The following is a 17,263-nucleotide window of genomic DNA, read 5'->3' on the forward strand; positions in this document are numbered from 1 at the left end:
ACGGGCCCGGGTGCGCTGCGCTGCCCTGTCGAGCAGAGCCTGATGGGGACCCGGGGCCCGGGTACCCAGCTGACGCGGGGCAGTCCCCGGCATCACCCGGTCGGCCGCGGCCCCCTGGGCCGGTCCCGGTGGCGCCCGCCGTCCGCGGGTGGTCATCAGCACCCCCGCGGACCAGGTAGTATTTCGTCCGTCGCCGCTCGCGAGAGCGAAGAGCGACCGAGTCTGCGCCGCTAGCTCAGTTGGTTAGAGCAGCTGACTCTTAATCAGCGGGTCCGGGGTTCGAGTCCCTGGCGGCGCACATATGAGGGGCCCCTCGCGAGAGCGAGGGGCCCTTTTCGCGTCCGCGCCGGGAGCGCGTGACCGCGCTCCCGGGACGGACACGGGAGAAGACGACGGGGCGCCGGTCAGAAGGTGACGTCCGCGCACGAGTAGAACGCGTTGCCGGTGTCCGCGATCGTCCACACCCCGAGGATGACGTGGTGCCCGCTGAGTCCGCTCGGCAGGGTGCCGGAGTGGCTGAGCGTGGACGGCGGACGCTGGTTGTTGTACGGGACCGTCAGGAACGGGGTGGTGTTCAGGTCGGCCCGGGTCAGGGCGTGGTTCTGGTTCCAGCCCTGCTTGGTGACGTAGTACGAGAAGTCGGTCGTCGCATGCGAGGCGGTGAACTGCCAGCGGAAGGAGTAGCTCTGCCCGCCGCTCACCTTGGTCGTGGGCCAGTCCGCCCCCGAGGGCGTCCTGGGCTGGTCGAGCGCGCCGAAGTTGGTGTGGTTCCCCGAGCAGATCCGGCCGTCGCTCGGTCCGGCCGCCGGGAAGCCCTTCGGGCCCTCGACGCTCTGGGGCTCCCACTGGATGTCACCGCAGCCGCTGACGGCGCCGTTCGCGCACAGCTTCTGCCGGCTGAGGGGCTGGTCGGTGTAGCCGTGGGCGCTCGCGCCGCCGCTGGAGAGCACAAAGGTGCCCGCGGTGGCGAGACCGATCATGGCCGCGTACCACTTCGTCTTCCGGGTCGTACGGATGCGCATGCTGCCGCTCCTGGAGATGTGGGGGAGGTCCTTGAGCCGTGCGCGCGCTGTTCAGGTCTAGACCAAGTCACAGACTAGGGCCGGGAGTTGAACATGTCCATACCAATTCGAGACGCACTCATGAGCCGTCGCCCTTGCGCCCGGTGTAGAACGCCACCGTCAGATCCTTGACCAGTGCCTTGCGCTCGTAGTCGTCGAGATCGACCAGACCGCGTGTGGTCAGCCGGGTCACCGTGTCCTCGACCGAGTCCACGACCGAGCTGAGCACCGTGTCGCGGTGCCGGGCCTCCAGCGCGGCGATACGGCGGCGCTGCATCCGGACGGCGACCTCGGGGGCGTACTCGATCCGGGTCGGCTGCGCCGCGAACACCTCGAGACCGACCGGATCCGCCTCCGCGGCCACCACCCGGGTCAGCGCCTCGCCGACCGCCTCGATGTCGTGCAGGCTCTCCGTGACCATCGAGCCGGGCAGATCCGCGGACATCTGCGGCAGCACCCGGGCGAGCGCCGACTCGACGCACTCCCGCAGATAGACCTCATGGTCCTCGGCGCCCAGCACGGCGCGCACCGTGTCCTTGACCCGCCAGGTCACCAGCACGGCCACCTGGAGCGCGACCCCGTTGGCGTCGGCCACCGGCATCGGCTCGCTGCGCCAGTGCCGCAGCCGCACATCGACCCGGTGGCGCAGCACCAGGGGGTTGGCCCACATCAGTCCGGTGCGGCGGATGGTGCCGCGGTACCGCCCGAACAGGCTGAGCACCCAGGCGCGGCCCGCGTGCCCCCGCATGAGCCCCCCGAAGCCGAGCAGGGTGAGCGTGCCCGCCCCGATATAGGCGGCCAACTGCGGAAGCCCGAGGCCCGGGGCCCCGGACGGAGGCAGCTCCAGCAGGCGCGCCGCGGCCGGCGACACAAAGCCCGCCCACCATGAGACGACGGCACAGCCCGCCGCTCCGCCGACCCCGGCGAGCACGCCCAGTGAGGCGGGCAGCACCCGGGCGGGCCGCTCGGTCAGCTCGGGGTCGAGGTCCGTCGGCTGCCGCCGTGCGGGCGGCCGCACCCGTGGCTGCTCCCCGGTGCCGAGCCGCCGCCCCACCACCGATGTGCTGAGCGGGGGGTGAGTGCCGTCGGGGGTCTCGCGGAACAACTGGTGGACGGGGATCTCGGTGGTCGACTCGCCGTGGATGAGCCGGGCGTGCCGCACCTCGATGTCGTCCGGCCCCCCTTCGGGCTCCGGGTTCTGCGGAATCGTCGTACTCATCTGTGTGCCTCCATGCCTCCGCACCGGGAAGCGTCGTGACGCGAGCGCGTCGGAAAACGGACCGGGACACCGGGGACGGACCGGTGGACGGGGAACAGGGGGATGAACGGGGGGACGAACGGGGGGACGGGGAACGAGGGACGGGAACGGGTCAGGAGAACAGGCGCCGCCAGGTCTCGGGCCCGGGGTAGCCGTCGGCGTGATCGCCGTCCCAGCCCTGGGCGCGCTGGAACGCCTCGACATTGCGCCGGTCCGTCTCGCCCCAGTGCGGCCCGGGCCCGGCGGTGTAGTGCGTCCCGAAGCCCTTGCTGATCAGCTGCCGGCCCAGCCGGGTGACAAAGGGACTGTCCGCGCCCTGCCGGAACACCTCCAGGCCCGGGTAGCCGGGCCCAGCCGCGAAGAGATCCGGCAGCGCGCTCTTGCTGTCGACCACGTTCTTGTATCGGTAGGGCACATAGCGACCGGAGTTGCTCCAGTACGCATACGGGGTGGACTGCCGTCGTGCCCTCGGCGGGGTCTCCTCGTAGGCGGTGTAGAAGCGGTGCGTGGAGTCCGTCCAGCCGGCGAAGAGGACCACATGCGATCCCTTCTCCGGGTTGGCGGTGTTGTGGAAGAGGAGCATGTCGCCCGGCTTCAGCTCCTCCTTGGAGATACGGACGCCGAACTTGTCGAGGCTCCCGGTCCATTCGTTGCTGCCGAGGTTCCAGGCCATCGAGACATATCCGGAGCAGTCCTGCCGGTAACCGTCCGACCAGTAGTCGTACATGCTGTAAGGGACCTTGGCCGTGATCCATTTCTTGGCCCTGCTGATGATCTGCGCGCGGGTCGTCCGGGGTGCCGCGGTCGGCACCTCGGCGCTGCCGCGCAGCGGCGCCGTACGGCCCTGGGGGGTGACCGGCGGCTGATCGCCCGCGGGGACACCCGGGCGATACGGCGCATGGGCGACCGCGGCGGCGGGCATCGCCTGGCCCACACCGAGCAGCACACCCGCGGCGGCCGTCAGCGCCAGCGCCCTGCGGACCGCCGGGCGGCCGGCCCGCCCGGAGCGGGCGCACCGGACATCGGCGCGGCACCGGCGAACGCGGCCGGGACGGTCACGGCCGGTCATGGGATCGCGTTTCTCGAATACCGGAGTCTTCATGCGGCGCCCCTCACACTCCCTGTCCACGGTCGAGGCGATATGATCCACTTTCTTCATATATGTCACATTTCCCAACGATGCATCAGATTCATACGGTGTCGGCCCGAATGACGTAGGCGCGCCGTTCCACCGGGGGTACGGCGCCCCGCCGGACGGAGCCGCCGCAGGCCGCGACGGTCATCGACACCCCGAGAAGTCGGGTAGAGTTCTCCGGGTCGGCAGGCGCCGCTAGCTCAGTTGGTTAGAGCAGCTGACTCTTAATCAGCGGGTCCGGGGTTCGAGTCCCTGGCGGCGCACCACCGGAAAGGCCCCTCGCGCATGCGAGGGGCCTTTCCGTCGTCCGCCCGCACAGGAACCCCCTCGGCCCCTCCCTCAACGTCCGCACACAGGTGTCGCCGACCGCCCCGGAGCGCCCCAACACGCACCCCGATGCGCCGGTATGACCGGGAAACACCTTGTTCGCCCTTGCGATCATGCCGAAGGCCGTAGAACCCTGGGGGCTTCAGCAAACGGCCGACGCCGGGCGATCAACGGGGACCAGGGGGTCAGGACGCCGGCGCCGCGCGGGGAAGGGGCCCCGCCGGACGCGCACCCGGAAGCCATGCGCACGCAGCCGTCCAGGGGGGACGCATGCGGGCGAGTCGGTCGATGGACGCACGCATCCGTGCGTGCCGGGGGGATGAGCCATGACTTCGACGCCGACGGGTGCCCGCAAGGGCCCGGACCCGTCAGAGACGACCCGGCTGAGGGTGCCCTCGCACCGCACCGGCCACACCGAGAGCCACCGGGAGACGAGGAGGACGCCGCCGCCCCGGTACGACTACGAGCACTACAGCCGGCTGGCGGGGCCCCTCACCCGGCCGGATCCGGCCGAGCCGTACCGGGTCCGGTACCGCTCGTTGCTCTCCCAGGAGCCGCACCGGCTGCGCGTCGCGCTGATGCTGGGTGCGGCACCCCTGCTGTCGCTGGTCCTGCTGGCCTGGCTGCTCCAGCCGAAGCACTGGACCGAACGCCAGTACCCCACCTATGACTTCCTGCCCGCACTCGACACGGTGATGCTGATCTCGATCGGCCTGATCGAGTTCTTCCGCTGCGTCAATGTGCTCTCGAACGCGCATGCCACCCTGGTCGCCCGCGACCCGGTCCCGGTGGTGCCCGAGACCGGTACCAGAGTCGCCTTCCTCACCACCTTCGTCCCCGGCAAGGAGCCGCTCTCGATGGTGACCAAGACCCTGGAGGCCGCCGTCCGGCTGCGCCACCGGGGTCTTCTGCATGTCTGGCTCCTCGACGAGGGCGACGATCCGGAGGTGAAGGCGGTCTGCGCACGTCTGGGCGTGCACCACTTCAGCCGCAAGGGCGTCCCTCGCTGGAACCGGCCCACCGGCCCGCACCGCGCCAGGACCAAGCACGGCAACTACAACGCCTGGCTGGAGGCGCACGGCGGCGACTACGACTACTTCGCCTCCGTCGACACCGACCATGTGCCGCTGCCCAACTATCTGGAGCGGATGCTGGGCTACTTCCGCGACCCCGATGTGGGCTTTGTGATCGGCCCCCAGGTGTACGGCAACTACGACTCCTTCGTCACCAAGGCCGCCGAGTCGCAGCAGTTCCTCTTCCACGCCCTGATCCAGCGGGCCGGCAACCGCTACGGCGCCCCGATGTTCGTCGGCACCTCCAACGCCGTACGCATCACGGCGCTCCGGCAGATCGGCGGCCTGTACGACTCGATCACCGAGGACATGGCGACCGGCTTCGAGATGCACCGCCACCGGAACCCGGCCACCGGCAGGAAGTGGAGATCGGTCTACACCCCGGATGTGCTCGCCGTCGGCGAGGGACCCGGCGCCTGGACGGACTTCTTCACCCAGCAGCTGCGCTGGTCACGGGGCACCTACGAGACGATCCTCAAGCAGTACTGGAAGGGCTTCTTCTCGCTGCCGCCGGGCCGGCTCCTCAACTACACGATGATGATCGTCTTCTATCCGATGTCGGCCCTGAACTGGATCCTGGCCGCGCTGAGCTGCGCCCTGTTCCTGGGTCTCGGCGCCTCCGGGGTGAACATCGACCCGACCGTGTGGCTGATGCTCTACGGCAATGCGTCGGCACTGCAGATCGGTCTCTACCTCTGGAACCGCCGCCACAATGTCTCCCCGCACGAACCGGAGGGCTCCGGCGGGCTGGCCGGCATGGTGATGTCGGCGCTGTCGGCACCGGTCTACGCCCGCTCGCTCATGGATACGGTGCTGCGCCGCAAGAGCTCCTTCGTGGTGACGCCCAAGGGCGATTCGACGAGCCCCGACACCCTGCGCGGGACGTTCCGGATCCATCTGTTCTTCATGCTGGTCTTCGGCGGCTCGATCGTCGCCGGTCTCCTCCTCGGCCACTCCCACCCGGCGATGATCGTCTGGGCCTCGCTCGCCCTGCTGATCACGGCCGCCCCGCTTCTCGTATGGCGCTGGACCCTGCGTCAGGAGAGGCGGAGCCCGGCCGTCCGGGACGGGCGGGCCGGCCAGGGCAGCCGGCACGGCCAGGACCAGGAGGAACCGACCCTGAGGATCGTTCTCGGGGGGCGTGAGCGATGAGGGACCGGACCGTACGCCGCCGGGCCCGCCGCCTGGCGCTCGGCACCACGGTGGTGCTCGCGCTGGCCGGGATGAACGGGCCCTGGCTGTATCGCTTCGGCACGGAGCGGTACCACGACTACACGATCAACAAGCCCGAGTACAAAGCAGAGAACGGGCACTGGGAGATCGTCGAGTTCCCCGAGGAGTACCGGCAGGACACCATCCACGCGGCGCTGCTGCACACCGGGAAGGTGCTGATGGTCGCGGGCTCGGGCAACAACCAGGAGAACTTCGACAGAAAGCGGTTCGACACCCGGATCTGGGACCCGGTCAAGGGCACCGTCAAGAAGGTCCCCACGCCCAGCGACCTGTTCTGCACCGGCCACACCCAGCTGGCCGGCGGCAATCTGCTGATCGCGGGTGGCACCAAGCGGTACGAGAAGCTGAAGGGCGATGTCACCAAGGCCGGCGGCCTGATGATCGTCCACAACGAGAACCCGGACAAGCCGATCACCCTGCCCGCGGGCACCGCGTTCCGGGGCAGGGCGAACGGCAAAACCTTCGTCTCCAAGGACCCCGTCCTGGTGCCCCGCGCCGAGAAGGTCTTCGACCGGACCGGCCGATGGCTGCGCAACGACCCCGGCATCGGCCGGATCTATGTCGAGGCGCGGAAGAGCGGCCGACGGTACGAGACCGGCACCGAGGACAACTACCGGGTACAGGGCCTCACCGGCGCCGACGCGCGCAACACCTATGGCATCGCCAACAAGCTGGGGCTCGACAAGAAGGACTTCCAGGGAATCCGGGACGCCTTCGAGTTCGACGCGGTCGCCGAGAGGTACATCAAGGTCGACCCGATGAAGGAGGCCCGCTGGTATCCGACCCTCACCACCCTGAGCGACGGGCGGATCCTCAGTGTCTCCGGGCTGGACGACATCGGGCAGCTGGTCCCGGGCAAGAACGAGATCTTCGACCCGAGGACCCGGCGGTGGACGTACACCGGGAAGATCCGGCAGTTCCCGACCTACCCCGCGCTGTTCCTGATGCAGAACGGCAGGATCTTCTACTCGGGTTCCAACGCCGGCTACGGCCCGGACGACGTGGGGCGTGCTCCCGGCATCTGGGACGTGGACAGCAATGCCTTCACCGAGCTGCCCGGGCTCGCCGACCCCGACCTGATGGAGACCTCCGGCACCGTGCTGCTGCCACCCGCGCAGGACGAGAGATTCCTGGTGATCGGGGGCGGCGGGGTCGGCGAGTCCGAGCGGTCCACCGGCAGGACCCGGCTGATCGACCTCACGGCGGACCGTCCCCGCTTCACCGAGGGCCCGTCGCTGGAGAAGGGCACCCGCTATCCCCAGGCCTCGGTCCTCCCCGACGACACGGTGCTGGTCTCGGGCGGCTCCGAGGACTACCGCGGGCGCGGCGACTCCGACATCCTCCAGGCACGGCTCTACCACCCGGACACCAACACCTTCCAGCGGGTGGCCGATCCGCAGGTGGGCCGCAACTACCACTCGGGGTCGATCCTGCTGCCCGACGGCCGGGTGATGTTCTTCGGCTCCGACCCGCTCTACGGGGACCGGGCGAACACCAGGCCGGGCGTCTTCGAGCAGCGCATCGAGATCTACACCCCGCCGTATCTCTACCGGGACGCGCGGCCCTCCCTGTCCGGCGGGCCCCGCACCCTCGCGCGCGGCGCGTCGGGCACCTTCGCCTCGCAGCACGCCTCGGCGATCACCAAGGTCCGGCTGATCCGGCCCAGCGCGTCCACCCATGTGACGGACGTCGACCAGCGCTCGATCGCGCTGGACTTCACCGCCGCCGAGGACAGCATCACGGTGACGGTGCCGAAGAACCGCAATCTCGTCCCGTCGGGCTGGTACATGCTCTTCGTCGACGACGACCAGGGAACACCGAGCGAGGCCCGGTGGGTCCAGGTGCCGTAGGTCCCGGCGCGCCCGGGGCGTCCTGGGGCGCCCTCGGGACGCATACGGGACGCACCACCCGGGGGTGCCCTCCGCGGCGGAGGGCACCCCCGGGTGCAACGGCGGGGCCTATTCGGCTCCGGCGAGGGCGAGTGCGTAGGACGGCCACCAGTCGCCCGCCCGGGGGCCGCCCTTGCAGGTGCCGTCGGACTCGCCCGGGCGTTTCACCCACAGATAGGCGTCCACCAGCGGGTCCGCCGTGCGGGTGGTCGGGGTCTCGCCCAGGGCCCGCCCCGGCGGATTGCACCAGCGCTCGCGCGGATCGCCGCCGGTGTACGGCCCGTTGCCGTTGCGGCTGGTGTCGATCACAAAGTGCTTGCCGCCGATCTTCGCGGAGAGCTGTCTGCCGTAGGCGAGGGAGTCCCGCGTCGAGTAGAAGTTGGAGACGTTCACCGCGAAGCCGTCCGCCCGGTCGACGCCCGCCCGTCGCAACGGCTGGAAGATCTGGTCGGGGTGCTGCCAGCCCGGATTGCCCGCGTCCAGGTACACCGTGGTGTTCCGCAGCGCCCCGAGGGTGGTGATCGCGCCCTTGAGCAGGTCGTTCCGCTCCTCGTGGAACTCCTCGGGGGTGCAGCCGTCCACCATGTGCAGCACCGCGTCCGGCTCCAGGATCACCGTCGCCCGCCGGTCCCCGATGCCCCGGGCCACGGCGTCGATCCACGCCCGGTACGCGGCACCGTCGGCCGCGCCGCCCTGCGAGAACTGGCCGCAGTCGCGGTGCGGGATGTCGTAGAGCACCAGCAGCGCGGTCCGGCCCGCCCGGGTCGCGGCCTCCGTGAAGCCCCGCGCCTCCGCCTCGGGGTTCTCCGGTCCGATCCACTCCCCCGTCGGCTGCTCGGCGATCCTTCTGATCCGGTCCGCGTCGGCCGTCCGGCCGGCCTTCTCATAGGCGGCCAGCTGCCGGGCCGCGTTCCCGTCCGGGTTGACCCAGAAGGGCCCGGAGGCCTTCGGCCGCTGGGTGACCGCGCCCGTCCGGCCCTTCTCGTCACCGCCCCCGGAGGAACATCCGGCCAGCAGCAGCACGGCCCCCACCGCCACCGCCGCGGCGCGCGCCGCCGCACCGTTCGTCCCGTACATCCAACTCCCCCTTGGTGTACCGCCTTACGCCCCCGATCGTGACATACCCGCCTAGGTGCACACGAGGTGGCCGGGCGGTCACCGGCGGGGTGTCAGTGTCCGCTGCCCGTCAGATACGCCGACACCACCACGTTCGCCGCATAGGTACGGCTCACCGGGTCGAAGGCTCCGGCGCAGGTCAGCAGGCGCAGCTCCGCCCGTCCCGGCTTTCCGGGCCCGTACGCCTGCCGGGCGTCGAAACCCTCGCGGGACAGGACCTTGACGCCCTCGACGGTGAACTCGGCGACGGCACCGTCGTCACGGACCACCCGCACCGCGTCGCCCGGCCGCAGACTGCCCAGCCGCTGGAAGACGGCCGGCGCGTTCTCGGTGTCCCGGTGCCCGACCAGCAGCGCGGTGCCGGCCGCCCCGGGGGTCACCCCGGCCGCGTACCAGCCGACCACCCCCGGCTGGTCATAGGGCGGCGCCTCCACCGCGCCCTGCCGGTCCAGGCCGCGGGACACCACCGGCGCCTGCACCTTCAGGACGGGGATGTCGATGCGCAGCGGTGTCGCCTTGCGCAACGGTCCTGCCGCGGACGGCAGTTCGGGCCCCGGTGGCCGGCCGGCGGCGGCCATGTCGCCCGTCGTCGGGGCGAAGGTCCCCAGATGTACATCGGTGATCTCACGGCCCCACTGCCACAGCCCGAGCAGCAGGATCACCCAGGCGACGCCCATCAACAGGCGTCCGGTGCCGGAGGAACGGTGGTGCCCTTGCATGCTTCACTCCTTGTCGCGGCCTCGGCGGATGCTCCGGGCCACGACCGCGACGACTGCGACGAACGCGAGGACGAGGCCGATGACGGCTTGCAGGGTGCCCGGCCCTGTGGACCGGGCACCGGAGCTGTACGCGGTACCGCCGCCGCCCGCGCTCACCGGTGCGATCGGTGAGGAGGGGGCGGACGGCGGGATCGTGAGGGGCGTCCGGTCCGCTCCGGACGACTGGGACGACTGGCCTTCCGGGAGACCCGGATCGGCGGGGGAGGCCGTATCGGACGGGGCGAGCGGACCGGGCAGAGCGAGGGGCCCGGGAAGGGCGAGGGGCCCGGGAAGGGCGAGGGGCCCGGTCTGAGGCATCGGTCCGGGCTGGGAGTCGGGCCCCGGGAGGGAGTCGAGCCCGGGGAGGGCGAGCGGACCGCTCGAGAAGTCCGGTCCGGGCAGGCCGAGCGGTCCGGTCCGGAAACCCTGACCGGGGGCGGCCGCACCGGGCGGGGAGGCGGCGGGAGGGCCGGCGGCGGGAGGGGCGGCCGCACCGGCGGAGGCCGCCGCGTCCGGGACGGAGGACGCGGCCGTCGTCGGGGCGGCGACGGTGAGCACGTCCTTGATCTCCCGGCCGCCGCAGCCGACCGTGACGAAGTAGCCCCCGGGTGTCAGCGCGGAGCGGATCCGGGTGTCCCCGGTGAGGGTGCCGTCCTGACCGACGAGCCGCGCGTCCGCGACGAACGCCGTCGAGGCGGCGGTGGCCGTCGTGCCGGCACAGCCCCGCACGGCGACCCGGACGTCGGTACCCGGCGCGGGGGACGCAGGGGTCAGCGAGACGCCCTGCTGGTCCGCCGCATACGCCGAGGGCGCGAGGGCGAATGCGACGACGGCACCCGTACAAAGAGTGAGCCGGAGTGAACCCATCGTGAACCTCCCGATACCAGGAGACTCCCCCGTCGGGCACTCCGACGCATCCGGACGGGACCCCGGGCTACTCCGTACGAGGGTCCCTTCCTGCGCCGTACGGGCGCCGGGCACCGTCCGCGCCGTACCGCCGCCGCTCGCCGGCGGGCGGCGTCAGACGAGGTCGACGAGGTCCGCGATCGAGTTCACGACATGGGAGGGGCGGAACGGGTAGCGGTCGATGTCCTCACGCGAGGTCAGCCCGGTGAGCACCAGATACGTCTGCATCCCGGCCTCCATGCCGGCCAGGACGTCGGTGTCCATACGGTCGCCGATCATCGCGCTGGTCTCGGAGTGCGCCCCGATCGTGTTGAGCCCGGTCCGCATCATCAGCGGGTTCGGCTTGCCCGCGAAGTACGGCTTGCGGCCGCTCGCCTTGGTGATCAGCGCGGCGACCGAACCGGCGGCGGGCAGCGGGCCCTCCGCGGACGGGCCGGTCTCGTCGGGATTGGTGCAGATGAACCGGGCCCCGTCCTTGATCAGCCGGACCGCCTTGGTCATGGCCTCGAAGGAGTAGGTACGGGTCTCGCCGAGGACGACATAGTCCGGCTCGTGGTCGGTCAGCACATAGCCGATGTCATGGAGCGCCGTGGTCAGACCGGCCTCACCGATGACATACGCCGTGCCTCCGGGCCGCTGGTCGTCGAGGAACTGCGCGGTGGACAGCGCCGAGGTCCAGATGTTCTCGACCGGTACGTCGAGGCCCATCCGGCGCAGCCGGGCGTGCAGATCGCGCGGGGTGTAGATCGAGTTGTTGGTGAGCACCAGGAAGGGCCTGCCGGACTCCCGCAGTTTGGCGAGGAAGACGTCGGCGCCCGGGATCGGAACGCCCTCGTGGATGAGCACACCGTCCATGTCGGTGAGCCATGACGCGACGGGCTTGCGCTCTGCCATCTGCGATCTCCTGCCGTACGCAAGGGGGTCCCGGGAACACCGGAAGGACGCTGTGCGCCCGGCCCCAGCGTAATCAGCACCTTCCGTCCCGATGCCGCCCGGTCCGGACACGGGGTCTCAGAGGCGTCTGCGCAGCAGGAGGAAGGGGAGACCGGTGGCGACGACACCGCCCGTCAACAGCAGCAGTCCGCCGAGCATCCACCCCTGGTCGTACGGCTCCCGCTGCCCGCTGCCGCCCGGTTCCCCTGCGACCGGGCTCCGGCTCGCGAGGGGCTGTGCCGACCCGTTCGTGTCGCTGTGCCGGGCCGGTCCCTCGATGCGGAACCGGTAGTCGTTCGACTGTCCGACCCAGTCGCCGTCGTCGCCGCGCCGCTGCACCAGCGCCGCGTTGGCCACCACGTCGTTCGCCCGGGCGTCGGCGGTCAGTGCGAGCCGCACCCGCACGGTGAGCGTCCGCCCCGGGGCGACGGTGAAGCCGGGGAAGCCGTCGTCGAAGGCGCCGACCAGTTCGGCCTGGTCGGAACGGACCAGGCCGACCGGGTGCGCACGGCCGTCGTCGAAGAACCGCATCCTGACCTGAGCGGCCGTCAGCACCCGCTTGCTGTCGACCAGGACGACCACCGGGTGGACGGCTTCGCAGGTGTGCGCGGTGGTGTTCTCGAGGTCGATGAACCAGGTGCGCTCGGCGCCGCCGGCCTGAAAGGTCCCGGGGCCGCCGTGGATGCGGGCGGTGAGGGGGAAGTCATGGCCGGCGCCGGCGGCGCACTCGGACGGCCGGTCCCCGGGAAGCGCGCCGGCACGGGCCCCCGGGAGGAGGACGGTGACGGCGACGGCGCACGACACCGCCAGGGACAGCCGGGATCCTCGAGACAGGCGCATGGCCATATGACCGGCCATGGCCGGCGGCCCCCGGAGGACGCCACGCCCGGCCGGCCGGGGTCGACGGCCCAAGTCCCCTCGATCAGCGCAGTTCCGCCCGGCCGAACAAGGGCGCGAGCAGCAGTTGCGCCGCTCCCTCCGCCACCCCGCGGGCCCCGCCGGGGGCGATCCGCACCGGCACGGCCTCCGGCGCCCCCTCCCGCCGGGCGCGCGCCGCAAGGACGGCGCCCACTCCCCGTACGAAGGCGTCCGGGTGCGCGGTCACGGTGCGGCCGCCGAGCAGCACCAGGTCGATGTCGAGCAGCCCGGCCAGATTCGCGGCGCCCACGCCGAGGACCCGGGCCGCCTCGGCCATCTCGCCGCGTCCCACGGCGGCCAGGCACAGCGCCTCGACACAGCCGCGGTCGCCGCATCCGCACGGCGGTCCGTCGAGCCGGAGCACCTGGTGCCCGAACTCCCCGGCGCCGGTCCTGGCGCCCCGGTACAGGGCCCCGCCGAGCACCAGACCGGCGCCCAGGCCGGTCCCGAGGTGCAGATAGGCGAACGACGCAGCGGCGTCCCCGGCCGCCCCGCCCAGGGCGAGCCCGAGCGCGGCGGCGTTGGTGTCCTTGTCGACGACCACGGGTGTCCCGAGCCGCCCCGCCAGCGCGTCCCGCAGCGGGAACCCGTCCCACTCGGGGAACCCGGTGACCCGGTGCAGCACCCCCCGCAGATGGTCGAGCGGCCCGGGAAGCGCGACCCCCACACCGAGCACGGCATTCCCCGCCGGCGCCCCCTCGGCCGTCAGCGCCGTCACCTCCCGGGCAGCCCCCGCCACCACCGCCTCCGCCCCTGCGCCCAGGTCCAGCGGGGCCCGCCGCTCGGCGACCACCGCGCCCGTCAGGTCGCAGAGCACGGCCCGCAGTTCGTCCCGGTCCAGATGCAGCCCCACGGCGTATCCGGCCCCCGGGACCAGCCGCAGCACGGTGCGCGGTTTGCCGCCGGTGGAGGCGCGGTGGCCGGCCTCGGTCACCAGGCCGTCCGTGCGCAGCCGGGCCGTGATCTTGCTGACGGCCTGCGGGGTCAGCCCGGTCCCCTCCGCCAGCTCCAGCCGACTGATCCCGCGCTCCCCCGCCGTGCGCAGCAGATCCAGCACCAGCGCGGCGTTGCGGCTGCGGGGCGCGGGCGGGTTCGCGTCGCCCGCCGTGGTCCCCCCGGCCCCGCGCCCGGCTCCCGACGATCCCGTGTACGTCCTGTTCACCCGCCCATTCTCATCGGCTCTTGCACTTTGGCAACAGCGTTGCGAAAGTAGCATCATGACTGGCACAGCCCCTGGTACTGACACCCCCCTCCGCGTGGGCCTGGTCGGCTACGGCCTCGCGGGCTCCGTCTTCCACGCCCCGCTGATCGGCGCCACCGAGGGCCTTCTCCTCGACACGGTCGTCACCTCGAACCCGGAGCGGCAGGACCAGGCCCGCGCCGCGTTCCCGGACGTACGGATCGCCGCCGGCGCCGACGAGCTGTGGACCCGCGCCGACGCTCTCGACCTGATCGTCGTCGCCTCCCCGAACAGGACGCACCTCCCGATCGCGACGGCCGCCCTGCGCTCGGGGCTGCCGGTCGTGGTGGACAAGCCGATCGCGGGCACGGCGGCCGAGGCACGCGCCCTGGCGGCGCTGGCCGAGGAGAGCGGTCTGCTGCTCTCCGTCTTCCAGAACCGCCGCTGGGACAGCGACTTCCTGACGCTGCGCGCCCTGCTGGCCGCGGGCCGGCTCGGTGACGTACAGCGCTTCGAGTCCCGTTTCGAGCGCTGGCGCCCCCAGCTCAAGGGCGGCTGGCGGGAGTCCGGCGACCCGGCGGAGATCGGCGGGCTGCTGTACGACCTCGGCAGCCATGTCGTCGACCAGGCGCTGGCCCTCTTCGGCCCCGCCGCCTCGGTGTACGCCGAGTCGGACGTACGCCGTCCAGGAGCGCAGGCGGACGACGACACCTTCATCGCGCTCACCCACACCAGCGGCGTCCGCTCCCATCTCCATGTCTCCGCGACCGCGGCCCAACTCGGCCCGCGCTTCCGGGTGCTGGGCTCCGAGGCGGGATTCGTGAAGTACGGGCTCGACCCGCAGGAGGCGGCACTGCGCGAGGGCCTGCGCCCCGGCCCCGGTTGGGGTCAGGAGCCCGAGCCGCTGTGGGGCCGCATCGGCGCCGGGGAGTCCCCGCTGACCGACGGCGGCACCCCCGTACCGTCCCTGCCCGGCGACTATCCGGCGTACTACGCGGCGATCGTGGGGGCCCTGCGCGAGGGCGGCGCCAACCCGGTCACCGCGCTGGAGGCCGCCGCGGCCCTCGACGTCCTGGAGGCGGCCCGGCGTTCGGCCCGCGACGGGGTGGCGGTGGCGCTGTGACCGGGGCCCCGGAGATCGCGGAACTCGAAGCCCAGGAAGAGCGCCTGACGCTCCCCCACTTCACCCACGACGACGCCTGGACCCTGGGCACCCTGCTGGTGGAGCTGGCGCGGGCGCGCAGGGCCCCGGTGGCGATCGACATCCGCCGCGGCGGCCAGCAGCTCTTCCATGCGGCGCTGCCCGGCTCGACACCGGACAACGACGCCTGGATCGACCGCAAGCGCCGGGTCGTCGAGCGCTACGGCTGCTCCTCCCTGCTGGTCGGCTCCCGCTTCCGCGCCAAGGGCACGACCTTCGAGGAGTCCTCCCGCCTCGACCCCGACCGGTACGCGGCGCACGGCGGCGCGTTTCCGATCGCGGTCGAGGGCGCGGGGGTGATCGGCACGGTGGTGGTCTCGGGCCTGCCCCAGGTGGAGGACCACGCCCTGGTGGTGGAGGCCCTGGAGCGGTTCAAGGGATAGCCCCGGAGGCCCGGGAGACGTCCGGGCACGCTCAGCGGTGCAGCAGCATCCGCTCGACCGTGCTCCAGGTCGTACTGGTGACCACATAGAGCGCGGCGGCCAGCGGCATCACCGCCACGGTGACCAGGGTGAGGAAGGACATGAACGGCATGACCTTCCCGACCGCGGCCAGCGCCCCGGGCCTCTGCTCACCGTCGCCTGCCGCACCCGGCAGGGCCGCCGCCGCCATCTGCCGCGCGTTCCGGTAGCCGACGAAGGCGACGGCCGCGACCAGCGCGAACAACCCGAGATAGACGAGCCCGGCGGCCCCGAGAGGCCCGCCCTGGCCGAGGGCGTCGGCCCAACGGCCGCCCAGCGGTGCGGCGAACAGGGTGTGGGTGAGCAGCCCGTTGTCCTCGCCGCCGATCGTCGTGCTGGAGAACAGCTGGTAGAGCACGAAGAAGGCCGGCATCTGGAGGAGACCGGGCAGCAGACCGGACAGCGGGGAGACGTTCTCCCGGGCGTGCAGTTCCAGCACCGCCTTCTGGAACCGCTCGGGGCTCTTGCCGTGCTTCCTGCGCAGCTCGGCGATTCTCGGCTGGAGCCTGGCCCTGGCCTGCTGCCCGCGTGCGGCGGCCCGGGCCAGGGGGTGCAGCAGCAGTCGTACGAGCGCGGTGAACAGCACGATCGCGGCGGCTGCCGCGGAGGCCTGGAAGAGCGGCTGGAGCAGATCGGCCAGCCCCTCGACCAGGGTGGCGAACAGGGACAGAAAAGCGGACATGGGTGAGCCCTCCGGGGTCTCGTCGTGCCGAGGCGGGAACGGTGCCGGCAGGACGACCGCGCGGGGGCAGGGGCGTACGGCGCATACGGCGGTACGGCGAGGTACCGCCGGCAGGTGTACGACGGAGAGATGCCCTACGCGACGGTCGTCGCGAGGGCGTGCCCGGGTGCCCGTGGCCGGGTGCGGCCCCGGGCGTCGGGATCCCGTTGGGACAGGAAGGCGGTCCGGTGCTCGCGGTCGCGGATCGCGGTGCGCACCCGGGCCGGGGGCACCGGGGGCACGCTGCGGGCGCCGATCAGCGCACAGACGGCGAGGGCGGTGCCGGCCGCGGCGGTCGCGGCGAGGGCCACGGCGGCGGACAGGCTGCCGGTGTACAGGACGGCGACCTGGAGGACGAGAAGCAGCAGCACGACGGCAGGGCGCGAGGCGACCCGGTCCCGGATCATCGGCTTCCCTCCCCCCTGTGCGGCGCCCCTATCGTCGCATCCTTTGTCGCCCGGTGTCCGCCCACCCTCGCCCTTCCGCTCCTCACGGTCGCGTCCTCACGGTCGCGCGGGCTCGGCCCCCGGGGCCTCGATCTCGAGCGGCTCCAGCATCCGCTTGGGCCTGAGGAGCGCCCGGCTGACCGGGTCGGCGGGATCCGGGTCGAGCCCGGGTCCCGGCAGCAGCTCGATGTCGGCGAGGGGGACGAAGATTCCGCAGGCGGGGCATTCGCCGTGGGGCCCGAGCAGCTCCTCGGTGCCGCAGGTCGCATGCCGGTAGGCGCGCAGCGGGACCTCGCAGTAGTGCTCCCTGCCCCACAGACCCAGCGCGCGCAGGGCGGGCCACAGGGCGATGCCGCGCTCGGTGAGAACGTATTCGTCCCGGGGCGGCGACTCCTGGTAGCGCTGCTTCCGCAGGATCCCCTCGGCGGTCAGGGTCCCCAGGCGGGCCGCCAGCACGGCACGCGGGATGCCGAGGTGGACGAGGAAGTCGTTGTAGCGCCGTACGCCGTAGAGCGCGTCGCGCACGATGAGCATCGTCCAGCGCTCTCCCACGATCTCCAGCGCGCGGGCGAGTGAGCACTGCTGTGTCGCGTAGTCCTTGCCGAGAGCCATGGCTCCCACTGTAACCGCGCGCAGACATGACGGTT

At 72.1% G+C, this 17,263-nt stretch carries 16 protein-coding genes and 2 tRNA genes; 6 read left to right on the forward strand and 12 right to left on the reverse strand.

What is annotated here, in order from left to right; genetic code table 11:
* Positions 1–224: 224 nt before the first annotated feature.
* Positions 225–298: transfer RNA gene (locus CP978_RS13155), tRNA-Lys, on the forward strand.
* Between the two features lie 106 nt (positions 299–404).
* Here the strand turns inward: CP978_RS13155 and CP978_RS13160 are convergent.
* The 3 genes from CP978_RS13160 to CP978_RS13170 all read right to left on the reverse strand — a co-directional run bounded on the left by CP978_RS13160 (position 405) and on the right by CP978_RS13170 (position 3,421).
* A complete protein-coding gene (locus CP978_RS13160; RefSeq protein WP_043440471.1) occupies positions 405–1,022 on the reverse strand; it encodes a lytic polysaccharide monooxygenase auxiliary activity family 9 protein in 618 nt (205 codons plus the stop codon).
* Positions 1,023–1,140: 118 nt separating this feature from the next.
* Positions 1,141–2,280 carry an SPFH domain-containing protein gene (locus CP978_RS13165; protein WP_043440473.1) on the reverse strand — a complete coding sequence of 380 codons (1,140 nt, stop codon included), beginning with the start codon at positions 2,278–2,280 and terminating at the stop codon, positions 1,141–1,143.
* A 151-nt stretch (positions 2,281–2,431) separates the two neighbouring features.
* On the reverse strand, positions 2,432–3,421 hold the full coding sequence (locus CP978_RS13170; protein WP_043440476.1) for a peptidoglycan-binding protein: 990 nt from the start codon (positions 3,419–3,421) through the stop codon (positions 2,432–2,434).
* A 222-nt stretch (positions 3,422–3,643) separates the two neighbouring features.
* Between CP978_RS13170 and CP978_RS13175 the strand changes: the two genes are divergently transcribed.
* The 3 genes from CP978_RS13175 (at position 3,644) to glxA (ending at position 7,937) form a co-directional block, all read left to right on the forward strand.
* A tRNA-Lys gene (locus CP978_RS13175) sits at positions 3,644–3,720 on the forward strand.
* A 387-nt stretch (positions 3,721–4,107) separates the two neighbouring features.
* Positions 4,108–6,006 carry a glycosyltransferase family 2 protein gene (locus tag CP978_RS13180; RefSeq protein WP_043440479.1) on the forward strand — a complete coding sequence of 633 codons (1,899 nt, stop codon included), beginning with the start codon at positions 4,108–4,110 and terminating at the stop codon, positions 6,004–6,006.
* Entirely contained in the window at positions 6,003–7,937 is a 1,935-nt protein-coding gene (gene glxA, locus CP978_RS13185) for a radical copper oxidase GlxA (RefSeq protein ID WP_043440481.1), read from the forward strand. Before CP978_RS13180 ends, glxA begins: the two co-directional genes overlap by 4 nt.
* Positions 7,938–8,045: 108 nt before the next feature.
* Here glxA and CP978_RS13190 read toward each other — a convergent pair whose 3' ends face one another.
* The 6 genes from CP978_RS13190 to CP978_RS13215 form a co-directional block, all read right to left on the reverse strand.
* Positions 8,046–9,053 carry a glycoside hydrolase family 6 protein gene (locus tag CP978_RS13190; RefSeq protein WP_043440484.1) on the reverse strand — a complete coding sequence of 336 codons (1,008 nt, stop codon included), beginning with the start codon at positions 9,051–9,053 and terminating at the stop codon, positions 8,046–8,048.
* Positions 9,054–9,145: 92 nt separating this feature from the next.
* On the reverse strand, positions 9,146–9,811 hold the full coding sequence (locus tag CP978_RS13195; RefSeq protein ID WP_043440488.1) for a class F sortase: 666 nt from the start codon (positions 9,809–9,811) through the stop codon (positions 9,146–9,148).
* Between the two features lie 3 nt (positions 9,812–9,814).
* Positions 9,815–10,717 (reverse strand): hypothetical protein, encoded by a 903-nt coding sequence (locus CP978_RS36215; protein WP_043440491.1) that lies wholly within the window; start codon positions 10,715–10,717, stop codon positions 9,815–9,817.
* A 153-nt stretch (positions 10,718–10,870) separates the two neighbouring features.
* Complete coding sequence (locus CP978_RS13205) at positions 10,871–11,650, reverse strand: HAD-IIA family hydrolase (protein ID WP_043440493.1); 780 nt, start codon at positions 11,648–11,650, stop codon at positions 10,871–10,873.
* 117 nt (positions 11,651–11,767) lie between these two features.
* The gene (locus tag CP978_RS13210) at positions 11,768–12,529 is read right to left on the reverse strand and encodes a hypothetical protein (protein ID WP_311775014.1); all 762 of its coding nucleotides are present in this window, start codon (positions 12,527–12,529) and stop codon (positions 11,768–11,770) included.
* A gap of 82 nt (positions 12,530–12,611) precedes the next feature.
* Entirely contained in the window at positions 12,612–13,769 is a 1,158-nt protein-coding gene (locus CP978_RS13215; protein WP_043440498.1) for an ROK family transcriptional regulator, read from the reverse strand.
* A gap of 55 nt (positions 13,770–13,824) precedes the next feature.
* Between CP978_RS13215 and CP978_RS13220 the strand changes: the two genes are divergently transcribed.
* Both CP978_RS13220 and CP978_RS13225 read left to right on the forward strand, forming a co-directional pair.
* A complete protein-coding gene (locus tag CP978_RS13220; RefSeq protein ID WP_043440501.1) occupies positions 13,825–14,910 on the forward strand; it encodes a Gfo/Idh/MocA family protein in 1,086 nt (361 codons plus the stop codon).
* Positions 14,907–15,371: a heme-degrading domain-containing protein gene (locus CP978_RS13225; protein ID WP_043440504.1), complete on the forward strand. Its 465-nt coding sequence runs from the start codon at positions 14,907–14,909 to the stop codon at positions 15,369–15,371. The genes CP978_RS13220 and CP978_RS13225 overlap by 4 nt, the downstream gene beginning before the upstream one ends.
* A gap of 31 nt (positions 15,372–15,402) precedes the next feature.
* Here the strand turns inward: CP978_RS13225 and yidC are convergent, their stop codons facing one another.
* The 3 genes from yidC to CP978_RS13240 all read right to left on the reverse strand — a co-directional run bounded on the left by yidC (position 15,403) and on the right by CP978_RS13240 (position 17,228).
* On the reverse strand, positions 15,403–16,119 hold the full coding sequence (gene yidC, locus CP978_RS13230; RefSeq protein ID WP_043448511.1) for a membrane protein insertase YidC: 717 nt from the start codon (positions 16,117–16,119) through the stop codon (positions 15,403–15,405).
* Between the two features lie 146 nt (positions 16,120–16,265).
* Positions 16,266–16,577 carry a DUF6412 domain-containing protein gene (locus CP978_RS13235; protein ID WP_043440506.1) on the reverse strand — a complete coding sequence of 104 codons (312 nt, stop codon included), beginning with the start codon at positions 16,575–16,577 and terminating at the stop codon, positions 16,266–16,268.
* 96 nt (positions 16,578–16,673) lie between these two features.
* Positions 16,674–17,228, reverse strand: coding sequence for a winged helix-turn-helix transcriptional regulator (locus CP978_RS13240; RefSeq protein ID WP_043440509.1), 555 nt, complete (start codon positions 17,226–17,228; stop codon positions 16,674–16,676).
* Positions 17,229–17,263 lie beyond the last annotated feature (35 nt).

It is taken from the genome of Streptomyces nodosus, assembly GCF_008704995.1.
In the GTDB taxonomy this organism is placed as follows: domain Bacteria; phylum Actinomycetota; class Actinomycetes; order Streptomycetales; family Streptomycetaceae; genus Streptomyces; species Streptomyces nodosus.